The sequence below is a fragment of the Ruminococcus flavefaciens ND2009 genome, from assembly GCF_000621785.1.
GTDB classification, from domain to species: Bacteria; Bacillota; Clostridia; order Oscillospirales; family Ruminococcaceae; genus Ruminococcus; species Ruminococcus flavefaciens_C.
The window spans coordinates 1-21,115 of the sequence record NZ_JHXI01000019.1 but is presented as its reverse complement, the minus strand read 5'-3'; the positions used below and the strand labels follow the sequence as shown (position 1 = coordinate 21,115).

Annotated in this window: 14 protein-coding genes and 1 pseudogene; 14 read left to right on the top strand and 1 reads right to left on the bottom strand. The window is 37.9% G+C overall.

Annotated features, from left to right (window positions below; genetic code table 11):
• The 14 genes and pseudogenes from T488_RS17135 (at position 1) to T488_RS0106185 (ending at position 20,438) form a co-directional block, all read left to right on the top strand.
• Entirely contained in the window at positions 1 to 927 is a 927-nt protein-coding gene (locus tag T488_RS17135) for a glycosyltransferase (protein ID WP_051536371.1), read from the top strand.
• Complete coding sequence (locus tag T488_RS0106235; RefSeq protein ID WP_028520051.1) at positions 915 to 2,195, top strand: O-antigen ligase family protein; 1,281 nt, start codon at positions 915 to 917, stop codon at positions 2,193 to 2,195. Before T488_RS17135 ends, T488_RS0106235 begins: the two co-directional genes overlap by 13 nt.
• Positions 2,179 to 3,180, top strand: a complete 1,002-nt coding sequence (locus T488_RS0106230) for a glycosyltransferase family 2 protein (RefSeq protein WP_028520050.1) — start codon at positions 2,179 to 2,181, stop codon at positions 3,178 to 3,180. Before T488_RS0106235 ends, T488_RS0106230 begins: the two co-directional genes overlap by 17 nt.
• A gap of 43 nt (positions 3,181 to 3,223) precedes the next feature.
• Positions 3,224 to 4,372 carry a polysaccharide pyruvyl transferase family protein gene (locus tag T488_RS0106225; RefSeq protein ID WP_028520049.1) on the top strand — a complete coding sequence of 383 codons (1,149 nt, stop codon included), beginning with the start codon at positions 3,224 to 3,226 and terminating at the stop codon, positions 4,370 to 4,372.
• A complete protein-coding gene (locus T488_RS18650) occupies positions 4,369 to 6,615 on the top strand; it encodes a polysaccharide pyruvyl transferase family protein (RefSeq protein ID WP_051536369.1) in 2,247 nt (748 codons plus the stop codon). The genes T488_RS0106225 and T488_RS18650 overlap by 4 nt, the downstream gene beginning before the upstream one ends.
• Positions 6,612 to 8,069 (top strand): lipopolysaccharide biosynthesis protein, encoded by a 1,458-nt coding sequence (locus tag T488_RS0106215; RefSeq protein ID WP_028520048.1) that lies wholly within the window; start codon positions 6,612 to 6,614, stop codon positions 8,067 to 8,069. The genes T488_RS18650 and T488_RS0106215 overlap by 4 nt, the downstream gene beginning before the upstream one ends.
• Positions 8,070 to 8,102: 33 nt before the next feature.
• Entirely contained in the window at positions 8,103 to 9,146 is a 1,044-nt protein-coding gene (locus T488_RS0106210; RefSeq protein WP_028520047.1) for a polysaccharide biosynthesis protein, read from the top strand.
• A gap of 1 nt (position 9,147) precedes the next feature.
• Positions 9,148 to 10,317 carry a non-hydrolyzing UDP-N-acetylglucosamine 2-epimerase gene (gene wecB, locus T488_RS0106205; RefSeq protein WP_028520046.1) on the top strand — a complete coding sequence of 390 codons (1,170 nt, stop codon included), beginning with the start codon at positions 9,148 to 9,150 and terminating at the stop codon, positions 10,315 to 10,317.
• Positions 10,314 to 11,513, top strand: a complete 1,200-nt coding sequence (locus T488_RS0106200) for an NAD-dependent epimerase/dehydratase family protein (protein ID WP_028520045.1) — start codon at positions 10,314 to 10,316, stop codon at positions 11,511 to 11,513. The genes wecB and T488_RS0106200 overlap by 4 nt, the downstream gene beginning before the upstream one ends.
• A 33-nt stretch (positions 11,514 to 11,546) precedes the next feature.
• On the top strand, positions 11,547 to 11,735 hold the full coding sequence (locus T488_RS0106195) for a plasmid mobilization protein (RefSeq protein WP_028520044.1): 189 nt from the start codon (positions 11,547 to 11,549) through the stop codon (positions 11,733 to 11,735).
• A gap of 365 nt (positions 11,736 to 12,100) precedes the next feature.
• Positions 12,101 to 12,367 (top strand): hypothetical protein, encoded by a 267-nt coding sequence (locus T488_RS20335; protein ID WP_196243279.1) that lies wholly within the window; start codon positions 12,101 to 12,103, stop codon positions 12,365 to 12,367.
• 15 nt (positions 12,368 to 12,382) lie between these two features.
• Positions 12,383 to 13,486 carry a hypothetical protein gene (locus tag T488_RS0106190; RefSeq protein ID WP_028520043.1) on the top strand — a complete coding sequence of 368 codons (1,104 nt, stop codon included), beginning with the start codon at positions 12,383 to 12,385 and terminating at the stop codon, positions 13,484 to 13,486.
• An 880-nt stretch (positions 13,487 to 14,366) separates the two neighbouring features.
• Positions 14,367 to 14,813, top strand: a pseudogene (locus tag T488_RS20330) (prealbumin-like fold domain-containing protein); the annotation flags it as partial.
• A 177-nt stretch (positions 14,814 to 14,990) separates the two neighbouring features.
• On the top strand, positions 14,991 to 20,438 hold the full coding sequence (locus tag T488_RS0106185; RefSeq protein ID WP_196243277.1) for an MSCRAMM family protein: 5,448 nt from the start codon (positions 14,991 to 14,993) through the stop codon (positions 20,436 to 20,438).
• 465 nt (positions 20,439 to 20,903) lie between these two features.
• Here the strand turns inward: T488_RS0106185 and T488_RS17125 are convergent.
• On the bottom strand, positions 20,904 to 21,115 hold a 212-nt coding region (locus tag T488_RS17125; protein ID WP_037297317.1), incomplete at its 5' end, for a transposase.

The window sequence follows — 21,115 nt, the reverse complement described above, 5'->3', positions numbered from 1 at the left end:
ATGTTTGTTAAATCTGTATACAACTTTGAAAAAGCAATCGAACGATTCAATATACACAGATTATCTGTTGCGGTGTGGTATTCGCTGAAGTATTATCTTAATTTTACTGTGCCAATTTATTATAGAATTACTAAACGGAAAGAGCAGCAAAGTGTTCGTAAGTATACTAACAAAATAGTAATTGTTTCATTTACTACTTTTCCTGCTCGAATGAAAACTTTACCTGTTGTAATTGAGTCTCTATTAAGACAAACTGTAAAACCTGATCGTATTATACTGTGGCTTGCGGACACGCAATACCCTGATAAAGAAAAGGTAACAGCTCTACTAAAACCATTTATTAATCAGGGATTAGAGGTGAAATACTGTGACGATCTTCGGTCCCACAAAAAATATTACTATTCTATGAAGAATAATCCTGAGGCTATTGTTGTGACAGTGGACGATGATATCATTTATCCAGAAGATATGCTTGAAAAACTTTTAAAAGCACATAAGAGATACCCCAATTGTATTGTGGCTAATAGAGTACATAGGATGAAATTCAATAATAATGGTCCGCTTCCATATTCAAAATGGGATACTAAGATTTGCAAGTCTGCTAAACCGGATCTAGCGCTATGTCCTACTGGTTGTGGCGGAGTACTTTATCCTCCACACAGTTTAGATCAAAGAGTTTTTGATACAACTGTGTTCAAAAAAATATGTATTTATGCTGATGACTTATGGCTGAAATGTATGTCATTCATGAAAGGAACTCAAATAGTTCTTTCAGAGAGTGATATTCCAGAAATAATTGATGTAATTGGAAATAAGAAAAATGGTTTGGCAAAGGTTAATGTTGAACAAGATCTGAATACAACTCAGCTGAATAATATTACTAAGCATTATTCTATCGACTGGAGTGCAATTAAATGTATGCGATAAACAAAACCAGTGAAAGCGCAAATAATATGAATGCTATCGGGGAGAAAATTCTATTATTCATATTGTTTATATACTTTATAATCGGAAAGTTCAAAATTTTCACTGTTTTCGGTATAAGCATGGATTATCTATTTTGGATAATTATATCTTCTTTTCTTATAATCGAAGTATTATTACAGCGATGGGAAAAAAATAACAACAGAATCATTCCTGCGGTTTTGTATTTGGTGTATCAATATTTTGAATTGCTAAATAGTGATTATCGTGATAAGGCGACAGTTGTGTTTGTTTTTAACGTTATAGCAATTTTGGTTTTTACATATTTTATAAATAAGAAACGGGCTTACGAAACATTTTTTTCTTATCTCAATAAAGGGGGATTGTTTTATTCAATTACAATTATTTTACAGAGTATAATCCCAAATATTATTAATAATTTGAGAAAAATTATACTATCTGATGCAGACTATTTAATTAGTCAAAGAGGCTATGAAAACACAACACATTACATGGCAGGTTTAGCGCCAAATGTAGCAACTGCTGCTTTTTTTATATCTATAATGCTTTCCATAACAATTTCAAGATTATTACTCCAAAAAAACATGATTAAAAATAGCGGAATAACGTTTATTGGATTGATAGCACTATTACTTACACAAAAGCGATCTTTCATGATTGGGATATTTTTCTCAACTGCAATTACCGTATTATTATTCAATAAAAATCTAAAGAAAAAAATTCGAGTTTTACTATTGACCTTAATATCAGGAAGCATACTTATATATATTCTATATTTGTGTTTGCCTGCTATGACTATTTTTCTTGAGCGCATTTTTGAGAATGATGATGTGTTAAGTGGAAGAGAGGCATATTATGATGTGATGAAAAATTGGATTTCAGAAAGTATGCTATTGGGAAAGGGAATAGGGACTTGTAATGGTACATTTGGAGTAGGAGGTCATAATTGTTACCTTCAGTTACTGTCGGAAACTGGAATCATAGGTTGCATTCTATTTGCAAATTTAACAGTTCCATGTGTTATAAAAGCCGTAAAAATGCTTTTAATATACTGGAATGATCCCTCATATTATCAAAAGAATATCGAAAATGTTGAATATCTATTATCTTCTGTTATTTCAATTGTTTTGATATTATTTTATGCTTTCTTTGGTAATCCCTTTTATGATTTTACGTTCTGTCTTACGTTTTATGTATTGCTAACTATTCCAACACAATTATACGAGGTTAATAATGGTGATAAAATATAAATTTAGTGTAATAATTCCAGCTTATAATGCTGAAACTGTATTGGAGTGTGCTGTAAAAAGTGTTTTGGCACAAACATATCAGAACTATGAAGTGATAATTATAGATGATGGATCAACTGATGGCACACCAGTTTTGTGTGAATATTTTAAAGGAACAAATAATAATGTAAAAATAATACGACAAAAGAATGCCGGTCCGAGTAAGGCAAGACAAAGAGGAATTGATGTAGCTCAAGGAGAGTATATTGTATTTTTAGATGCAGATGATTATTTTTTTAGTGATGCTTTTTCAACGCTTAATATGATAATTGAATTAAAAAAGTGTGATATTCTACAATTCAGCTATCAAATGGTTAATAACGATGGCAGTGTCATTTGTAAGAAACGAATGAAAAGAGAATCTTTTGATAATAATTATGATTCATTTCGAAGCTTTATCAAGCAAGAAAATTGTACAAATTATTTGTGGAATAAGATTTATAAGCGATCGATTTTTGATAATCTCGAATGGCCAAAATTATTCTATAGTGAAGACTATTTTTTGTTAGTTCAGTTGTATGGTCGAGCAAAAAATGTATTTACTATTTCTGATGTGTTATACTGCTATGTACAAAATGAACAAAGTGCAGTACATCAATCATTTAACATGAAGTTCCTTGACCAAATTAAGGCTGGAGAATATGCCGTTCGGTTTACTAAGCAGTATTTTCCGGATTTTGTGCCAGAGGCACTCTTCTATTTAGCAACACATAGTGCTCGATTAACAGTAATGGCTTACTTGTCTTCAATAGAAAATAAAAACGAAGTGATGCGGTTTACTAAGGAAATCTTTAAGAAATCATATAAAGAACTTCGAGCAACGTTGAGAAACCAAAAAAGAAAAATACAGCTTGATCGTATGACACGACTATTCGCCATGTCCCCCACATTTGTGTTGTGTTTGAAAAAAATCCAGTTTAAGAACCAAACTAAAATCGGGAGATAATAAATTGCCGTATCCTATAAGAAGAACGAAAGGACGACATTATATGAGCAAAAAGATAGGGATAATGACTTATAGCAGGTCTATAAACTATGGTTCTGCACTACAAGCATTTGCGTTAGCATATTGTTTAAAGGACTTAGGATATGACGTTGAGATTATTGATTATGTTCAACGCAATTATGGACTGAATTACAGTCTATTTAAAGCACCTTTTTCATTGAATGATATTAAATACGATATTATTCATCTTCTCTTTCTCAACACTTTGAAAAGACGTGAAGCAAAGTTTTCGCATTTTAGAAAATCTGTCCTTCCAATGAGCAAGAAACAATATAAGTTTGGAGATGATTTGTCAGAATTGGATAGTGAATATGATCTTATGATTTGCGGAAGTGATCAAATATGGAATCCTAAAGCAACAGATTTTGACACCAACTATTTTCTTCCTTTCATAAAGCATTCGCCTAAGATATCTTATGCTGTCAGTATTAACGGCGGAGAATTAAATAATAATACAAGTAAAGAAAAAATAATAACAGATATTCTAAGATTCCACGCTTTATCGGTTAGAGAAGAAACTGGAAAAATTGCTTTAGACAACCTTCTGACTGGCAAAAAAGGTATTACTGTTTCCTTAGATCCAACGTTGCTTAATCCTGTACAAGTCTATGACGATATTTCTTCATCAAGAATAGCTAAAGAGCCTTATATATTTCTTTATTCAGTAAATTTCAAACAAGATGTTGTCGAAGCAGCTGTAGCATTATCTGAACGGACAGGGTTACCTGTCTATACTCTATTCACTGGTGGAAATAGAACTGTTTTGAAAGTAAAAAAGCGATTTATTTTTGCAACTAAATCAGTAGGTGTAGAGGATTTTATAAGTTTCGTTAAATATGCCGACTATGTTGTTACTAATTCTTTTCATGGTACAGCGTTTTCTGTTATTTATGAAAAGAAATTTTACTCAATTGGTTTAGTAGATGACGATGGTTGCCTTATCCCTGATGCACGTATATGTCATTTATTGGGATTACTTGGAATTGAGTGTCGTTATGTATCTAAAGATATGATAAAAACGATCAATCTTGGTGAACCTATTGATTATACACAAGTTAATGAGCGCAAACAAGAAGCTATTATGAAATCAATATCATATTTAAAAGAATCAATAGGAGGTATACAGAATTGAAGATTGTTGTAGTAACGCCCTTTGATTCAGCAAATTTTGGAGCTTACCTTCAGGCGTATTGTTTAAAGTATTTTTTAGAATCAAAGGGACATGAAGTAGTTCATATTCCTACACGTTCGTATGAATACGTTCGTAATTTATATTATAGAGATAAACCTGTTTCAAAGAGAGATAAGTTATTTATTAAAGAATTTAAAGAGAGAAACGCATTCGGAAGAAAAAAGTGGGAATTGTTTGTAGAAGCACAAAAGCACTTTAAGATTGATAACTCAGGCTCAACAAACGCTGATTTATTCATTTTAGGCAGTGATGAGATATGGAATGTGCGTCAAGCTGCCTTCAGGCGTGATGTATTTTGGGGAATTGACTTGTCTCCCGTAATTTCATATGCGGCAAGTATCGGAAGCTCCACGCCAGAAGAAATAAAAATGTATCCGGAACAAATAAATGCTGTGAGAAACCTAAGTAAAGTATTAGTCAGAGATATGAGGACAAAAGAATTTGTTGAAAATGTTTGTTCTGTTGAAGCGAGTATAGTTTGCGATCCTACACTCTTGGTTTCGGTGGGAGAATATGGAGATACTTATAGCGATGAGTTTGTAAAGAACAATGACTGTTTGCTGATTTACTCTTATTCACTTACTAAAAAGGAAATTACGTCAATAAAAGAATTTGCTGCTGCAAATGGATTGAAAACTGTTTCTTGTTGCTTTTATCATAAATGGTGCGATCATGTTTGTCATTGCAGCCCGCTTCAATTTTCCGATTTAATAAGGCAATGTAAAGCAGTTGTCACTACCACATTTCATGGTTCTATTTTTAGTATAGTTAATCACATGAAATTCATCAGCATAACTTCAAACCCTAAGACCGTACAACTGCTTCGAGAGGTTGAACTTGATGATCATTTAATTAATCCCGATGAGGTCGATTGCAAAAAACTACAAGACATTTATAGATTAGATATAGATTATAAGCATATCGAGGATTTGATAAGTATTTCTCGCAGAAAATCATCAGACTGTTTAGAACAAGCAATTTACGATGCTGTATGCCAACAGCGCAAGTTTAACTATCAAATTTGTCGCAGCGATGACTGTACTGGTTGTTTTGCGTGTATGAATAAATGCCCGCAGAATGCTATATCGGTTATTAATGATAAGGTTGGACGCACTGTTCCGTTAATTGATATAAAAAAATGTGTAAAGTGTGGACTATGCAAAAAAGTATGCCCAGTTAATAATCCCCCTAAACTCGTTGAACCGCTTTCGTGTTTTGCGGCACAAATTTCCAATCAGAAGGAGAGATTGCTATCTTCATCAGGTGGAATTAGTGCTGCTCTAACTGAATATTTTGTGACAAATGGAGGAGTTGCATACGGAAGTGTTGCAACAAAAGGCGGTTATGTAAAACATCAACGTGCAGATAACATAGAGGAAGCAAAGAAGTTCCGTGGTTCAAAATATGTACAAAGCTATATCGGCTTTGCGTATCAAAGCGTTCTAAAAGATTTAAAATCCGGAAAGATGGTGCTTTTTACCGGAACACCATGTCAAATTGCCGGACTATACGGCTTTTTGGGTAGAGATTATGATAATCTATATACTATAGATATTATTTGTCACGGCGTTCCTCCTATGCAGTATCTAAAGAAACATATTGAATCTATTTCAAAAAGCGACAATGTAACCTCACTGTCATTTAGAGGTGGAAAAACAGATTATATTTTTAAATTGTATTCTGATAATCAAGTTATATATAGTGCATCACGGTTTGAGGATACATATTATTGGGCTTTTATGAAAATGCTTACTTTCCGTGATAACTGTTACGCTTGCAGATACGCTGATCGACTTCGAGTTGGAGATATAACTTTAGGTGATTTTTGGGGTATAAATAGAGATACATTAAAAGAAAAAATGAGCGGACGTATTTCTGCAATCATGGTCAATAGTAGTAAAGGAGTAAATTTACTGGATTTTATAAAAGATAGAATAATAATTGAACGTCGAAATTATGATGAAGCAGTACAAGGAAATGCACAACTACGCAATCCATCAACAAAACACATTGGAAGACAAGCATTTATCACATCTTATGAACAGAATGGTGATATTGTCATTGCTATGAAACGAGCTGGAATTAATAAGCAAATTCAAAGTTATAAATTGAGAATGACATTTCCTGTCAGAGTTTTGAGAAAAGTAAAAAATGTAATGTTTAGGGAGAAACGTAAATCATGAATGCGGTAAAGAAGATATTAAAAAAATACAATGATATACCCATTGCCGCAAAAGCAACATTATGGTTTATGTTTTGCACAATTGTCCAAAAATGTATCTCGTTGATTACTACACCAATATTCACACGAATTATGTCAACAACTCAGTATGGACAGTTTACAGTTTACAATTCGTGGCTACAAATATTTACGATAATAACTACCCTACGATTAAATTATGCTGTTTTTAATAAAGGTATGAGTAAATACAAGGATGATCGAGATGGATACACATCTACTATGCAATCCTTAACTTTTGTTATAACAGCTATTTGTTTTATCATCTACTTGATTTTTCACCGCTTTATTGATGATTTTGTTGAATTACCTGAATTTATTATGGTAGCAGTTTTTGCTGAGTTATTTGTTACACCCGCTATTGATTTCTGGACAATTAGAAAGCGATATGAATACCTTTATAAGCCTGTTGTTGTTCGCACTCTTGTGATGGCTGTATTAAATGCAGGCATTGGCGTTGTAGCAGTTTTATTATCTGATGAGAAAGGATACACCCGAATTTTAACGTGCGTATTTGTTAATTTGGTTTTTGGTATTCCATTATTCATTCACAATAGAAGAGTGGGCAAGACTTGGTTCAAAAAAGAATACGCTCAATTCGCTTTGATGTTTAATTTTCCTTTGTTACTCCATTATGTCTCTCAGTATATATTAGATCAATTTGATAGAATAATGGTTCAAAAAATGATTAGCATTGAAGCCGCTGGTTTATATGGTGTTGCATATAGTGCCGGACTAATTATGAAAATTGTAACTCAAAGCATAAATAATGCTTTCGTCCCATGGCAATATGACAAGCTTGAAAAGAAACAGTTTAAAGAACTTGACAATGTATGTTTTATTATTTTTATAATTGTATCTGGATGTGCGTTGGTTTTTTCGGCCTTTGCTCCTGAAATAATGATGGTTCTTGCAGATGAAAAGTATAGTGAAGCTGTTTATGTCATTCCACCTGTTGCTCTTGGTTTAGTTTTCTCTTTTATGTACACCACATTTGCAAATGTTGAGTTTTTTTATGACCAGAATAAATTTACCATGTATATATCCATGATAGGCGCAACATTAAATATTCTTTTTAACTATATTGGAATTAAACTATTTGGCTATATTGCTGCGGCTTATACCACTTTGTTTTGTTATGCAGTGTTTGCGCTATCTCATTACATTTATATGACCTTCACTATTAAACGTAATCTTTCATTTAAAAGTATTTTTAATGGGAGAAGATTGTTGCTGTTGTCCTGCATAGTATTGATTTTTGGCACTTGCATCATTTTCTTTTATGATAAAGCAATTATTAGATATGCTATTGTTGGGGGCATATTGATAATTGCATTTGTTAAAAGAGAACAGTTGTATTCTGCAAGCATTGGAAAAATAAAGAAAAAGAATGAGTGATTTAGATTAGAATTTGCTGGAGGAAAATATATTATGTCATTATTTAAAAATGCAACCCTAATGATTACTGGCGGCACAGGCAGCTTCGGCAATGCCGTCCTCAACCGCTTTCTGAAAACCGACATTGGTGAAATCAGAATATTCAGCCGCGATGAAAAGAAACAAGATGATATGCGTCATCACTTCCAGGCTACTATGCCGGAAGTTGCAGACAAGATTAAGTTCTACATCGGCGATGTAAGATCTTTGGAATCTGTTCGTGGTGCCATGGTTGGCGTAGATTATATCTTTCACGCAGCCGCTTTGAAGCAAGTGCCGTCTTGCGAGTTTTTCCCGATGGAAGCTGTCAGAACGAATGTTGTTGGAACGGACAATGTACTGACCGCCGCTGTTGAAGCTGGTGTTAAGTCTGTTATCTGCCTTTCAACCGATAAGGCTGCTTACCCAATCAATGCAATGGGGATTTCCAAGGCACTTGAGGAGAAGGTTGCGATTGCAAAGTCCAGAACGTCTGGTAAAACAAAAATCTGTTGCACACGTTACGGAAATGTTATGTGTAGCCGCGGTTCTGTTATTCCGCTTTGGATTGATCAGATTCAGAACGGTCAGTCTATCACTTTGACAGAGCCTACTATGACTCGTTTTATCATGTCGCTTGAAGAAGCAGTTGACCTCGTTCTGTTTGCTTTTGAAAATGGTGAGAACGGTGACCTTCTTATTCAGAAAGCACCCGCTTGTACCATTCAAACTCAGGCTGAAGCTGTTTGTGAGCTGTTTGGTGGCAAGAAAGAGGATATCAAAGTTATTGGTATTCGTCATGGTGAGAAGATGTATGAAACACTGCTCACCAATGAAGAATGTGCCAAGGCAATTGACATGGGTGACTTCTATCGTGTTCCCGCCGACAATCGTGGTTTGAATTATGATAAGTATTTTAAGGAAGGCGACAGCAAACGAGCGACTCTCACTGAGTTTAATTCTAATAATACAAAGCTTTTAAATGTTGAAGAAACAAAGGCTAAGATAGCATCGCTCGCTTACATACAGGAAAGACTTGAAGAAATGAGGAACAAGTAAAATGGCACAGTGGAAAGAAAACGGAAAAATCAAGTTGATGATAATTGTAGGCACTCGCCCAGAGATCATCAGACTTGCAGCGGTCATAAAAAAATGCCGTAAATACTTTGATACTATCCTCGTTCACACAGGTCAGAACTATGACTACAATCTAAACGGTGTGTTCTTCAAAGATTTAGGACTTGATGATCCTGAATTATATCTTGATGCAGTTGGTAACGACCTCGGCGAGACAATGGGAAATATCATTTCTGCATCATATAAGGCAATGGTTGAGTTAAAACCTGATGCTGTTCTTGTTCTCGGTGACACAAATTCTTGCCTGTCCGTTATCGGTGCCAAGCGTCTGCACATTCCGATCTTTCACATGGAAGCAGGAAACCGTTGCAAGGACGAGTGCCTGCCAGAGGAGACTAACCGCAGGATCGTAGACATTATCTCCGATGTTAATATGGCTTATTCCGAGCACGCAAGAAGATATCTTGCTGACTGCGGACTGCCGAAGGAGCGTACCTATGTAACCGGTTCTCCTATGGCTGAGGTACTTACAGATAACCTCGATGCTATCAAGGCATCAGATGTTCATACACGTTTAGGACTGGAAAAGGGCAAGTATATCCTGCTTTCAGCTCACCGTGAGGAGAACATCGATACTGAAAAGAACTTCACAAGCCTGTTTACTGCAATCAATCAGATGGCTGAGAAGTACGATATGCCGATTCTCTATAGCTGTCACCCAAGAAGCAAGAAACGTTTGGAGGCATCTGGATTCAAACTCGATTCTCGTGTGATTCAGCATGAGCCGCTTGGCTTCCACGATTACAACTGCCTCCAGATGAACGCTTTTGCTGTTGTATCCGATTCTGGGACACTACCGGAAGAGTCCAGTTTCTTCACAAGCATTGGGCATCCGATTCCTGCTGTGTGCATCAGAACAAGCACCGAACGTCCAGAAGCTCTTGATAAGGCTTGCTTTATCCTCTCCGGTATTGACACCAAGGGACTGCTACAGGCGGTTGATACTGCTGTCGAGATGGTCAAGATGGAGAAGAATGGCGGAGCAATTCCTGTTCCCGATTATACTGATATCAATGTATCTGATAAGGTCGTGAAGATCATTCAGTCCTATGTTGGTGTGGTCAATAAGATGGTTTGGAGAAAAGATGTATGAAGATTTTAGTTACCGGAGCTAAAGGCTTCGCAGGCAGAAATTTAGTCGAGAATCTGAAAAACATCCGTGACGGCAAGAATAAGACTCGTCCGAATATTCAGATTGATGAAATCTATGAATATGATATCGACTCAACCCCAGAGCAACTTGATGAATACTGCTCTAAGGCTGATTTCGTTTTCAACCTTGCCGGTGTGAACCGTCCGACTGATCCGGCTGACTTTAAGAAGGGCAACCGTGACTTCGCAGAACTACTCCTCGAAACATTAAAGAAGCACAACAGCAAAGCACCTGTAATGGTTTCTTCTTCGATACAGGCTACACTGTCAGGCCGCTTCGGAACTTCTAAGTACGGACTTAGTAAGAAAGCCGGAGAAGAACTGTTCTTTGCTTACGCAGCCGAAACAGGCAACAGAGTAATGGTTTACCGTTTCCCTAATCTTGTGGGTAAGTGGGTTAGACCTAACTACAACAGTGCTGTCGGTACTTTCTGCAACAACATAGCCAATGATCTGCCGATCACAGTAAACGATCCGAGCGTAGAGCTTGAGATGCTCTTCATCGATGATTTGGTTGAGGAGATGTTTGATGCTATTGAAGGCAAGGAACATCACTGCGAGTTTGACGGAGTGAATGCTGTGATGCAGGAGAACGGCAGATACTGCTATGCTCCTATAACACACAAGGCTACATTAGGCCATATCGTAGAACTTCTCCATCTTTACCACAACCAGCCAAAAACTCTCGTGATGCCTGAGATTCCTGATGGCAGTTTTGAGAAGAAACTGTATTCGATGTACCTCTCATATCTCCCGAAGGAGAAAACCATCTTCGACCTTGATATGAAGTGCGATGACAGAGGCAGCTTTACTGAGCTGTTGAAGACCGTTAACTGTGGTCAGGTTTCTGTAAATATTAGTAAGCCCGGCATCACCAAAGGACAGCACTGGCACAACAGCAAGTGGGAGTTCTTCATTGTTGTGTCTGGACATGGTCTGATTCAGGAACGTAAGATCGGCACGGATGAAGTCATTGAGTTTGAGGTAAGCGGAGATAAGATTCAGGCGGTTCATATGCTCCCAGGTTACACACACAACATCATCAACCTGTCAGCGACAGAGAATCTGGTAACCGTCATGTGGGCAAACGAGCAGTTTGATCCGAATCATCCGGATACTTTCTTTGAGAAGGTTTGAAATTCCTTATGCCCAAAAAGGAGGCCAAAATCAATGAGAACAAAAACACCGGATCCATCCACCGTACGTTCAACAGTAATACGCCTCCGGGTAACGGAGGCAGAAGCGGAGTTGTTCAAAAGAAAAGCCAGAGAAGCAGGCTGTAAGTCTGTCAGTGAGTACATCAGATTACGATGTATTGATGGTATTGGAACGATGCTGGAAAACAATACTAAGGAATAAAAAATAATCCTCGGAGAGAAATGTGAAAACTCACAACTCTTCGAGGATTATCTTTAGCGGCCACACTTTAGAGATTAAAACCGTAACGGTTTACAGGGCGAAATTTAACGTGAATCATACCGTGTTTGGTAATGCTATTCATTTCTGATCCACGGGCTTTTGCCCACGATGGAGGATAGGGCAACGCTGGGGAGCGACCCGAGCGCCTCGTGGGATTTTGCCGGGAGCATTTGCTCTCTTATATCTGAAACTGACATCTCTGGGAGGGGTGTCAGTTTGTTTTTCACCACCCTATCCACCCTGACCTTGACAAAATACAGTGCCTACCCTTGACAAAATACGCTCACTTTTGGATGACAGAATAGATTGAGCCAAAATGGTGTAAAGGATCTGCCATTAGATATTTTGATACACCTGCTGGTGTTCTGAAAGGCATTGATGGCGTTGAGAAAGCAAAGAGTATTCCGGGTGTTGAAGAAATATCCTTCGTACATGATATCGGTGAAACGCTTGGTGAAATCGGCAGTAGCGTTGATAGGATTGGTTTCGTGATTGCACAAGGCGAAACTATCAATGATGCAATTGAGATATGCGAAAAAGCTCAGTCCTTAATTAATATTAAAATCGATTAGAAGGGAGATGGCTATATGTTTGACGAATTAAAGGGGAAAAGGCTTCTTGTCCTTGGCGGAACAGCATGGGCTGATATTCTTTTTGCATTTGCAGCAGAAAATGATATTCAACTTGTGACAACTGGTAAGAATCCCAATAAAAAGTTTAAAGAATATTACTTTGTTGATTCGACTGATCACGAAGGAATGAAGAATCTGATTAAAGAGAAAAATATTGATGGTGTATATGTAGGTAGTCATGAAGGAGTAATTCGCCAAGCCACACAGTATCTCGCTGAATTGGGGTTACCTTGCTATTGTACGCTTCAACAGTGGGACACCTTAATGAATAAAAGAAAATTCAAAGAGCTGTGCCAAAAATTTGATATTCCTGTAGCACCAAAGTATAATTGGTCACCTGATAGTCCTTGTGAGATTCAATTCCCGGTAATAGTAAAGCCGGCAGATGGCTGTGCAAGCGTTGGTATTAAGATTTGCCATAATGAAACCGACCTAAAAGAAGGTTATCAGCTTGCATATGACCATTCGGATTCTCATGAAGTATTAATAGAGAAATTGGTAAACAATTCCGGAATGGATGTGTTCTTTCAGATAACGAACTCACAAATCGAGTTTTGTGGTCTTGGTGATAAATATCCAGTTCAGTTAGCCGAAGGAGCAGGTTCAGTGGCAGGCGCTCGAATTCTGCCAAGCATTTATACAGAAGATTTTCGGGCAAGATTTGAAGATAAGATTAAAGCGATGTTCTCGTCGGTTAATCTGACACAAGGGCTAATTTGGATGGAAGTGTTCCATGTACTTAATGAATATGTTGATGTTGAGGAACTAAAAAATAAACTTGAAGAGATTAGCGACTCATTATCTACATATTATCAAAACACCAAGGTTAATTTTGCTAAAGCACCCACAATTACGTGGAATAATCCAGACGGGGTAATCACGCTTTTAGCAAAAAGAATATACTTTACTAGAAATGCTTTGGTTCATAGCAAAAGCGGGAAGAATTCTGAAAGATATAGACCTTATAAAGATGATTCAGAATTACAAAAAGAACTACCCTTGATAAAATCAATCGCAGAAATGATTATAATTGGTTCTAGTACGACTGTAATGAACTAATTTTAATAAGGATTTCCCTTATGAGTTATAATAATTATAAAGAATTATAAAAACATTTGTCTCCGAGACGAAATCAAAAGCAAACTGTTCAGAACTAATAAACTGATACTTGTCGCTGAAGCGTTAGTGACTACACAATTCTCTTATCAACGATGATGTTGGCCTGCCAATTTGCATCATAAACTCTCCCCTATCCGACATACTATACTGGATAACAATTCGTGACAAAAAGCTGACTTTGGCATACAATATTTTGAAGAAAATTGTGACGATTTGGATTCGTTTTTTCAGGAAAAAACGTATTCCAACCACTTGTTTACCACTTATTTGTACCAAAAGCTGCCAAAAAACACTTGAAGCTGCTAAAAGTGAATTCGTAAAATACCGCGAAATACAGCCATTTTCGCAATTTAGCAAAAATCACTAAAAGTGCTTCTACTTTTTCAATTCCCCTCGTCTAAAAATCAGGGCTCACAAATGGCTTAAAACAGGCATTTGTGGGCTCGTTTTTTTGACAAAAAACTGTCAACCACTTGTTTTATTTAACAATTAAAATGCTACGCTGAATTTCTTCGCTGAAGAGAGCTTTAAAGCCTTATCACAAGAGCAGTCACAAAAGGATGCTTCCGTAATATGAAGCTGTACCTGCATCAAACTGGCCAATTATTGGAGAAGGTCTATTTGACGCTTACGATACATCAACGCACAGTAGATTTTCAGGTATAAGAGTTACGCAAAATTCTTTTTGATTTTTGTCACTTTAAAGTATTGCAAAACAGCCTGCAGTTGTGCTATAATTAATATTAGATTCTGTAAAAAATCATACACACAAACAAGTATATGATAATACAGAACTATAATATCTATATGAAAAGGACGAATGCACATGAAGAAATCTTTAACAAAGCGTCTTATAAGCTGTCTGACCTCAGGTCTGCTGACTGTTATTTATGCATTACCAAATACCGCATATTCCGGTGCATTAACTAACACATTTGCTACAGGCGCTATCGCTGACACACAAAGCCCACCGCTAAATCAGGAGCCGGTTTTGAACTCTAATGAGGATACAGCAATAAGCACCTATGACATAAGCTGCATGCTTGACGTTCTTATACAGGACGACGATAATGCTTTTTTGGCTGGTTCAGTACTTGGCCTTTATCCTGTGACCGACGGTATTCTCGGAACGGAGCCTGAACTTACGCTCACTTCGGCAGGATCAGGACAAGATATCCTTTATACAAAAGCAGGGAGATACGTTCTTAAAGAAATATCAGCACCTGACGGATATGCAGTTTCTGATAACGAATACTGTTTCGAGATTGTTGAAGGAAATATAGGCACTTACATTGATCCGTCAGATAACGAAAATAGTATTGATTATTGTAAAACTGTTATCTTTAACCTTTATAAAGACAACACTTTTTCTGATGTCATTGAAACTGTAAAGCTTTCACCGCTTTCTGTTGCCCAAAACACTTACAAAGCCGGCGGTAATGAATTGGATTTCGACGTCGATGCTGAAGGCAATATCATAAAGGCTTATGTAAATGGTATTGCCGTATCTGATGATGAACTTGCAGATGACTTTGAATTTATCGAAATCGATACTGATGACAAAGTATACACCGTAGTCTATAACGGCACATCTGTAAAACCTGTAAACGGTTATTATGAACTTGACGGAGACAGATACAGTATTGAGATAAACGAGAACGATGGTACTATAAACAGTGTCATAAAGCTTGGAAATGAGTTGGATCCCAGTGGATTTTCATTTGTTGAAGATGAGCTTTATTACGATTCATCCTTATCTCCGCTCACTGAAAATGATGACGGCACTTTTACATATAATGATAAAAAGATCATAGTAACAGTAAATAATGATACTGAAAGAACAATTACTGCTGTAAGATATGCTGATGAAGAAGCTGATGCAAGCATAAAAGATGCTATACAGCCTGTCTCTGCTAACTACATCGTTAAGTATAAGGGAGATGTGGCAAGCACAGTTCTTAATATAAGCTGCAGTCTTAAAACAAAACTTGAGTTCATTGATGAACAGGCATTCACAGTGAACAAGGTCGATTCCAAAGGAGTGCCTCTCATAGGAGCCAATATCGGTTTCGTAGAAGAAATATACACCTACAACGGTGCTTCTATCCACATCTACAGCAAGATGCCGAAAGATGGTGAAATTGCAAAGAGCGTATCATCATGGAAATGGGACTCTGCTGAGACTGTAAAGGCAACTTTCCGTTCAAGTGATATGGAATTAGCTCTTCCTTATGCAGTAAATGCATCGGATAAGTTAAAGGTATACAGGATCATCGAAACAGAAGCTCCTGAAGGATATGATATCACTTCAAGTGATATCGTTATCATAAAGGGCTATGCTGACGACAAGGAAGTGTTCTACAAGCGTTCGATCGCTCACGGAGAGCCTATAAGAGATCTCCCGTTTGAAATAGACGCTGCTGAAAACGGCTATCGTCTCGGCGACGAAAAAGCAAATACGGGCGAATGGGAAAAAATAAATGCTGATTCTCCAAGTGGAAGAGTCATAAACATTGTAAACAAGAATGACGAGTGCAGGATACGTATTGCAAAGGTAGATCAGGACAACAACTTTATAAGCGGTGCTGTTCTCCAGATCTTCAAGGAAGACGATAAAACTCCTTACATCGACAATATCAGACCTGACATGACCGGTTCTGTTGGACTTAGCAAATCTTTTGCTCCTGGTACTTATTATATAGTAGAGAAATATGCTCCTGATAATTGCAGCAAGGAGCGTGAAGGTGTTAAGCAGTACTTCACCGTTACAGAAGAGCTTACACCTATTCTTGGCAGAAATGCTTTTGAAATGGGAATAGGCCGTGATCTTGACGGCGGTAAGCATAGATACAGCGTAGATGACAGCAATGGAAATACTCTTATTTCATATGATAATTTTGACGGTACTATAGGTTATGCAAATGTAAAGAAGATAATCGCTTCAATGACCGCAGCACCTTCAAATGTTGAATATAAGATCAATTCTTCTGCACCTACGGGCGCTCACGTTTCAGGCGGCAAGTTCCAGGACGAAATGTGCAGCTTTGTATATGATGACGCATCCAAGACAGCGACTATCACTTTCAAGGAAGCTGTTGATATCAACAATCTTCTCTTTGCTAAATATGACGGCGTATTTGAAGTTACCGATGTTAAGTTCATAACAGATGGCATAGCTGATTCTGCTGAATATGAATGGCTGTCTCTTGATAATACAAGCGGCGCAAACGTTATCAGCTTCATTAACGAAGTTATTGAAGTCAAGAATGACGTTACATTCAGAAAAATAAATGACACAACACACATCGAAGAGACAACAGGTTCAGAATATAATGTAGAGAGCAACGATGAAAGAGTGCTCGACGCACAGCTTAAGCTCACACTTGTTGAACCTGAAAAAACTGATGCTGATCTCCTCGGAGTCACATCAAACTTTGAAGGAAAAGAATTTAGTGAAGGCAATCCTGATATCTCAGAGACTGAGATACTGTGGGAGACAGTTGAAGAAGACCTTAAACTTTATGGCCTCCCGAACGGTAAGTATGAACTCTCTGAGGTATATGCTCCTGACGGACACCAGAAGATTAAGAAGACAGAGCTTTCTATCTTCAACGGTGAAGTTACTTCCGACAATCCTGAATATGTCTTTACTGCAAACAAGTCAGACTGGGAAGATGCTTCGGTAACAGCTGTTGATGAACTCTTCACAGTTACTGTACGCAAGACAAGCAAATCAAACGATTCAGTTGAGATACCTGTCGTTGGGGCTAAGCTCAGACTTACAGGTGTGAGCGACGGTATTCCTACTGATATGTCCAATGTCCGTGCTAAGAACGAAGTATTCTTCAGAGAGGACGGAAGCAGCATACAGCCAGGTATTGCAGATGCAAAGCTTTCTCCTTACAAGTTGGATATAAACAATATCCAGAATGTGGCAGAAGATCCGTCAACAGCATTTGAATTTTATTCCACAGGCGACACCGTAATATTTACAGGTCTTCCATGTGGTGAATACAAACTTGAAGAAGTAGAGACTCCATTAGGTATGTCAACTGCTGACTCAAGAGTATTCTATGTAGATCTTGAAGATGATGAAGACGGAAACGAGAGACTTGTTCTCAAGGGCGGCGATGAAGGAACTACTGAAAATGTAATTACACTTTATGACGACATCCATACAGTTAAGATCAGCAAGGCTGACATAGGCAGAAACATTATCGAGGGTGCTGAGTTCGAGCTTTCAAGATTAGACGGCAAGGCACTGGACAATATTTCAGTTGTCGGCACAAATGATAATGCGAAGAGCAGGATCAAGGCTTTTGTTGATGATAATTACGACATTGAAGATAACAATGACAAGTCTGTTGAAATCACTCTCGACGGTAATCAGTCGTTCACATTGAGCGGTAAGACACTCAATCATATAACAGTAAATGATGAGTGGATAAACTACATCACTGAACAGAACGTTTACACATACAGTGGTACAGCAGAAGATAAGCTTGTTATATGCGGTATGTATGACGGTATCTACGTTGTCACACTTGATGACGGAACAGAGTACACTATCCGCTGCGACAAGGGTAACGAAGAGATCACACAGATCGACGCTAAAATAAAACCCAAGACTACAGACGACAAGGCTGTACTAAATGAAAATACAGCAATTCTCTCAACGGATAAGACGACACTCTCATTTACAGGCGGAAGTGTTGATATCTCAAGCCTTGCTGATGGTGAGTATGTTCTCAGAGAGACAGCTTCTCCTAACGGATATACAAAGGTCGAATCCGAATTTGTATTTGTTGTAGAGAACGGCAAGGTATCAGTAAACGAAGCTTACACAACAGGCGCTTCAGTAAAGAACGGTAATGAGATCATCATTAAGGACGACGTTTCCGAGATAGATTTCTACAAGTTCTATGACGTTGAAGAAAATACAACTCCCGATGACACACATGAGGGAGCTGAGATGAAGCTGACATTCAAGAAGGCTTCTGACAAGGCAGCAACAGTTATAGAGGGTGCAGATACTCTTGAAGTTGGTGAGTCCGTAACATGGAACACTAATGACGAGAATCCTAAGACACTCAGAGGACTCATGGACGGTGAGTATATCCTTGAAGAAGTAAAAGCACCTACTATTTACGAAAAAGCTGAACCAAGGACAATATACATAGAAAACGGTGCTGTTGCATTGAAGAACGGCGACCGCACGATAGGCACAAGACCTTACACTCATCTCCTTAATGTTAAGAAGGGCTCTATCGTTATCGATAAGAAGGCTCTTGGTGCAAAGGAGATACCTGAGGAAGCTGGCAAAGCTAAGTTTACTCTCATTGCAAACGATGAGGGCACTGATCTGAAGGGTATTGTCGTTAACAGCAGCGAAATTACAGAAAGTACTGACAGAATAACATTTGACGGAAATACAGTAACACTTATCGGACTTGCAGACGGCGAATACACACTTATTGAGGACACAGCTCCTATCGGATATTCAGTCGTAAGCGAGTTTACATTCGTTATAAAAGGTGGTATGATATTCGGAGTTGAAGCGGTCTCAAACGGAAGGACCTACGTTGATGACAAAGTCGTAGATTCAAACGGAAGAGCGATCGGATTCATGACTATGGTCATTGAAGATGCTCCGATAATCACAATCGACAAGAAGGCACTGGGCGCTAAGGAAATTCCTGAGGAATCAGGTCATGCAGAGTTCACGCTCACAGCAATGAACGAAAATAGAAATCTCACGGGTGTAGTTATCGGTGAGGGCGAGGATGCTATCAGAGTTGAGAACGGCGCGAAATCTGTAAGCTTTGAAGGCAACAGTGCTAAGTTCACAGGTCTGAAAGACGGTGCTTATAAACTCGTTGAGGACACAGCTCCATTAGGGTATTCAGTAATATCTGAATTTACATTTGAGATCAAAGATGGTCTTGTTGAGAACGTTCAGACTGTAACAAACGGCAGAACTTACACAGAAGATGACGGAAAGACACTCGTTGTTGAGGACGACCATCTCAAATATATTAATAATATTTCGTTAACTCTCAGCGACACTCTTGGTCTGAATTTCTATCTTAATGAATCGATCCCAGCATATGAAGCTGCTGATTACAAGGTCTTGCTGACCGGCAATTGTCTTGAAAACGGACAGATGGTTGAATTCACCGAGAAGAACGGCAAATATTGTGTGACCGCCCATGTTTACGCAAAAGACCTGAACGAAAAAATAGTCGCTGAGGTGGTAAAAAAAGATAAAGTGATCTATACTTCTGAGCCTTATTCAGTTTCTGATTATCTTGAATCCGCTCTCAAAACTGTGACTGAGCCTGAAGCTCTTACTCTTATAAAAGCAACAATAGTTTTTGGCTCTGCATCCGCTGATTATTTCTATGAGGGAGACCATGGATTTGCTGAATCACTTGAGGCTTACCTTAAACAGACCGATATCTCAGAAGATGATCTTATCAGACTCGGAATGCTTGATCAATATGCTCCGAATTTTGATTCGAATGAAGCTAAGATCTCTCTTGTTCTTGATTCGAGAACGGCTATACGTCTGTACATAAAAGGTGTTGCTGCTAAAACAAAATCAGGCAGTTTAATTTCGGAAGCAAGTACAAAAGTAAATAAAACGACTTATCCGTCTTATTTTGAGATCACAGAAATAACACCTGATCAGCTTGCGAAAAACTATACTATCACTTTAAAAGACAAAAACTATTCACTCTCCGCACTTTCATGGGTTTACCGTGTCATGAACAATTACATAAGTGACGAAGACAGCGTATCTGACAAAAATCTGAAAATGGCGAAGGCTATCACAGCATATTATATCGCTGCAAATGAGTATGTTAATGCAGATCACGCTACAACTTCCTGAACAGATAATATCAGAATAACACAAAGGAGGTCTATTGATGGATAAGTATTCACCACCCGAGATAGAGATCGTTGTTTTCGACTGCGAAGATGTCATAACAACAAGTCAAAATGAGCTTGATCAGATGTAAAATCTGAAAAAAACAGAAAGCTCCGGCAGAACTATCATAAATCATAAGTTGACCGAGCGGCAGACAGCCGCTCGGTTTGATGTTTTCAAGTATTTTGAGCTGATTCTCACTGTACTAAAAAGTTGGGAGTTTCATAGATATTTCCTTTCTTACTGATAATGTAGAAAACGGCAGGCCAGCGTAACCGCTGCCTGCCGTTAAAAACTGAGTCAATCCCAAATTCTGTGTAAACGAAAAATAGTGCAATAAAAGAGTATATGATGAGACCGATTGTGAAAGCAGTCGGTCTTATCTGCATATTAGCACATGATTATTTGATTGTCAAGATGAAAATGTTATTCGGATATCCTGTCACCATAGTAGATCACAAGCTGAGCATAGATACGGCTCCAGTCCTGTCGGCGACCGGTCCACTTTTTCGTGATGTCCTTCATAGCCAGATACAGCATTTTGAAAAGGCTGTCATCAGTGGGAAATACAGACTTTGCCTTAGTTACTTTTTTCAGTTGACGGTTGAAGCCTTCTATGGTATTGGTCGTATATATCA

Excerpts from the sequence above, each read along its gene's own strand:
- T488_RS17135 (WP_051536371.1), top strand. The coding sequence starts at position 1 with ATGTTTGTTAAATCTGTATACAACTTTGAAAAAGCAATCGAACGATTC.
- T488_RS0106235 (WP_028520051.1), top strand. The coding sequence starts at position 915 with ATGTATGCGATAAACAAAACCAGTGAAAGCGCAAATAATATGAATGCT.
- T488_RS0106230 (WP_028520050.1), top strand. The coding sequence starts at position 2,179 with ATGGTGATAAAATATAAATTTAGTGTAATAATTCCAGCTTATAATGCT.
- T488_RS0106225 (WP_028520049.1), top strand. The coding sequence starts at position 3,224 with ATGAGCAAAAAGATAGGGATAATGACTTATAGCAGGTCTATAAACTAT.
- T488_RS0106215 (WP_028520048.1), top strand. The coding sequence starts at position 6,612 with ATGAATGCGGTAAAGAAGATATTAAAAAAATACAATGATATACCCATT.
- T488_RS0106210 (WP_028520047.1), top strand. The coding sequence starts at position 8,103 with ATGTCATTATTTAAAAATGCAACCCTAATGATTACTGGCGGCACAGGC.
- wecB (WP_028520046.1), top strand. The coding sequence starts at position 9,148 with ATGGCACAGTGGAAAGAAAACGGAAAAATCAAGTTGATGATAATTGTA.
- T488_RS0106200 (WP_028520045.1), top strand. The coding sequence starts at position 10,314 with ATGAAGATTTTAGTTACCGGAGCTAAAGGCTTCGCAGGCAGAAATTTA.
- T488_RS0106195 (WP_028520044.1), top strand. The coding sequence starts at position 11,547 with ATGAGAACAAAAACACCGGATCCATCCACCGTACGTTCAACAGTAATA.
- T488_RS0106190 (WP_028520043.1), top strand. The coding sequence starts at position 12,383 with ATGTTTGACGAATTAAAGGGGAAAAGGCTTCTTGTCCTTGGCGGAACA.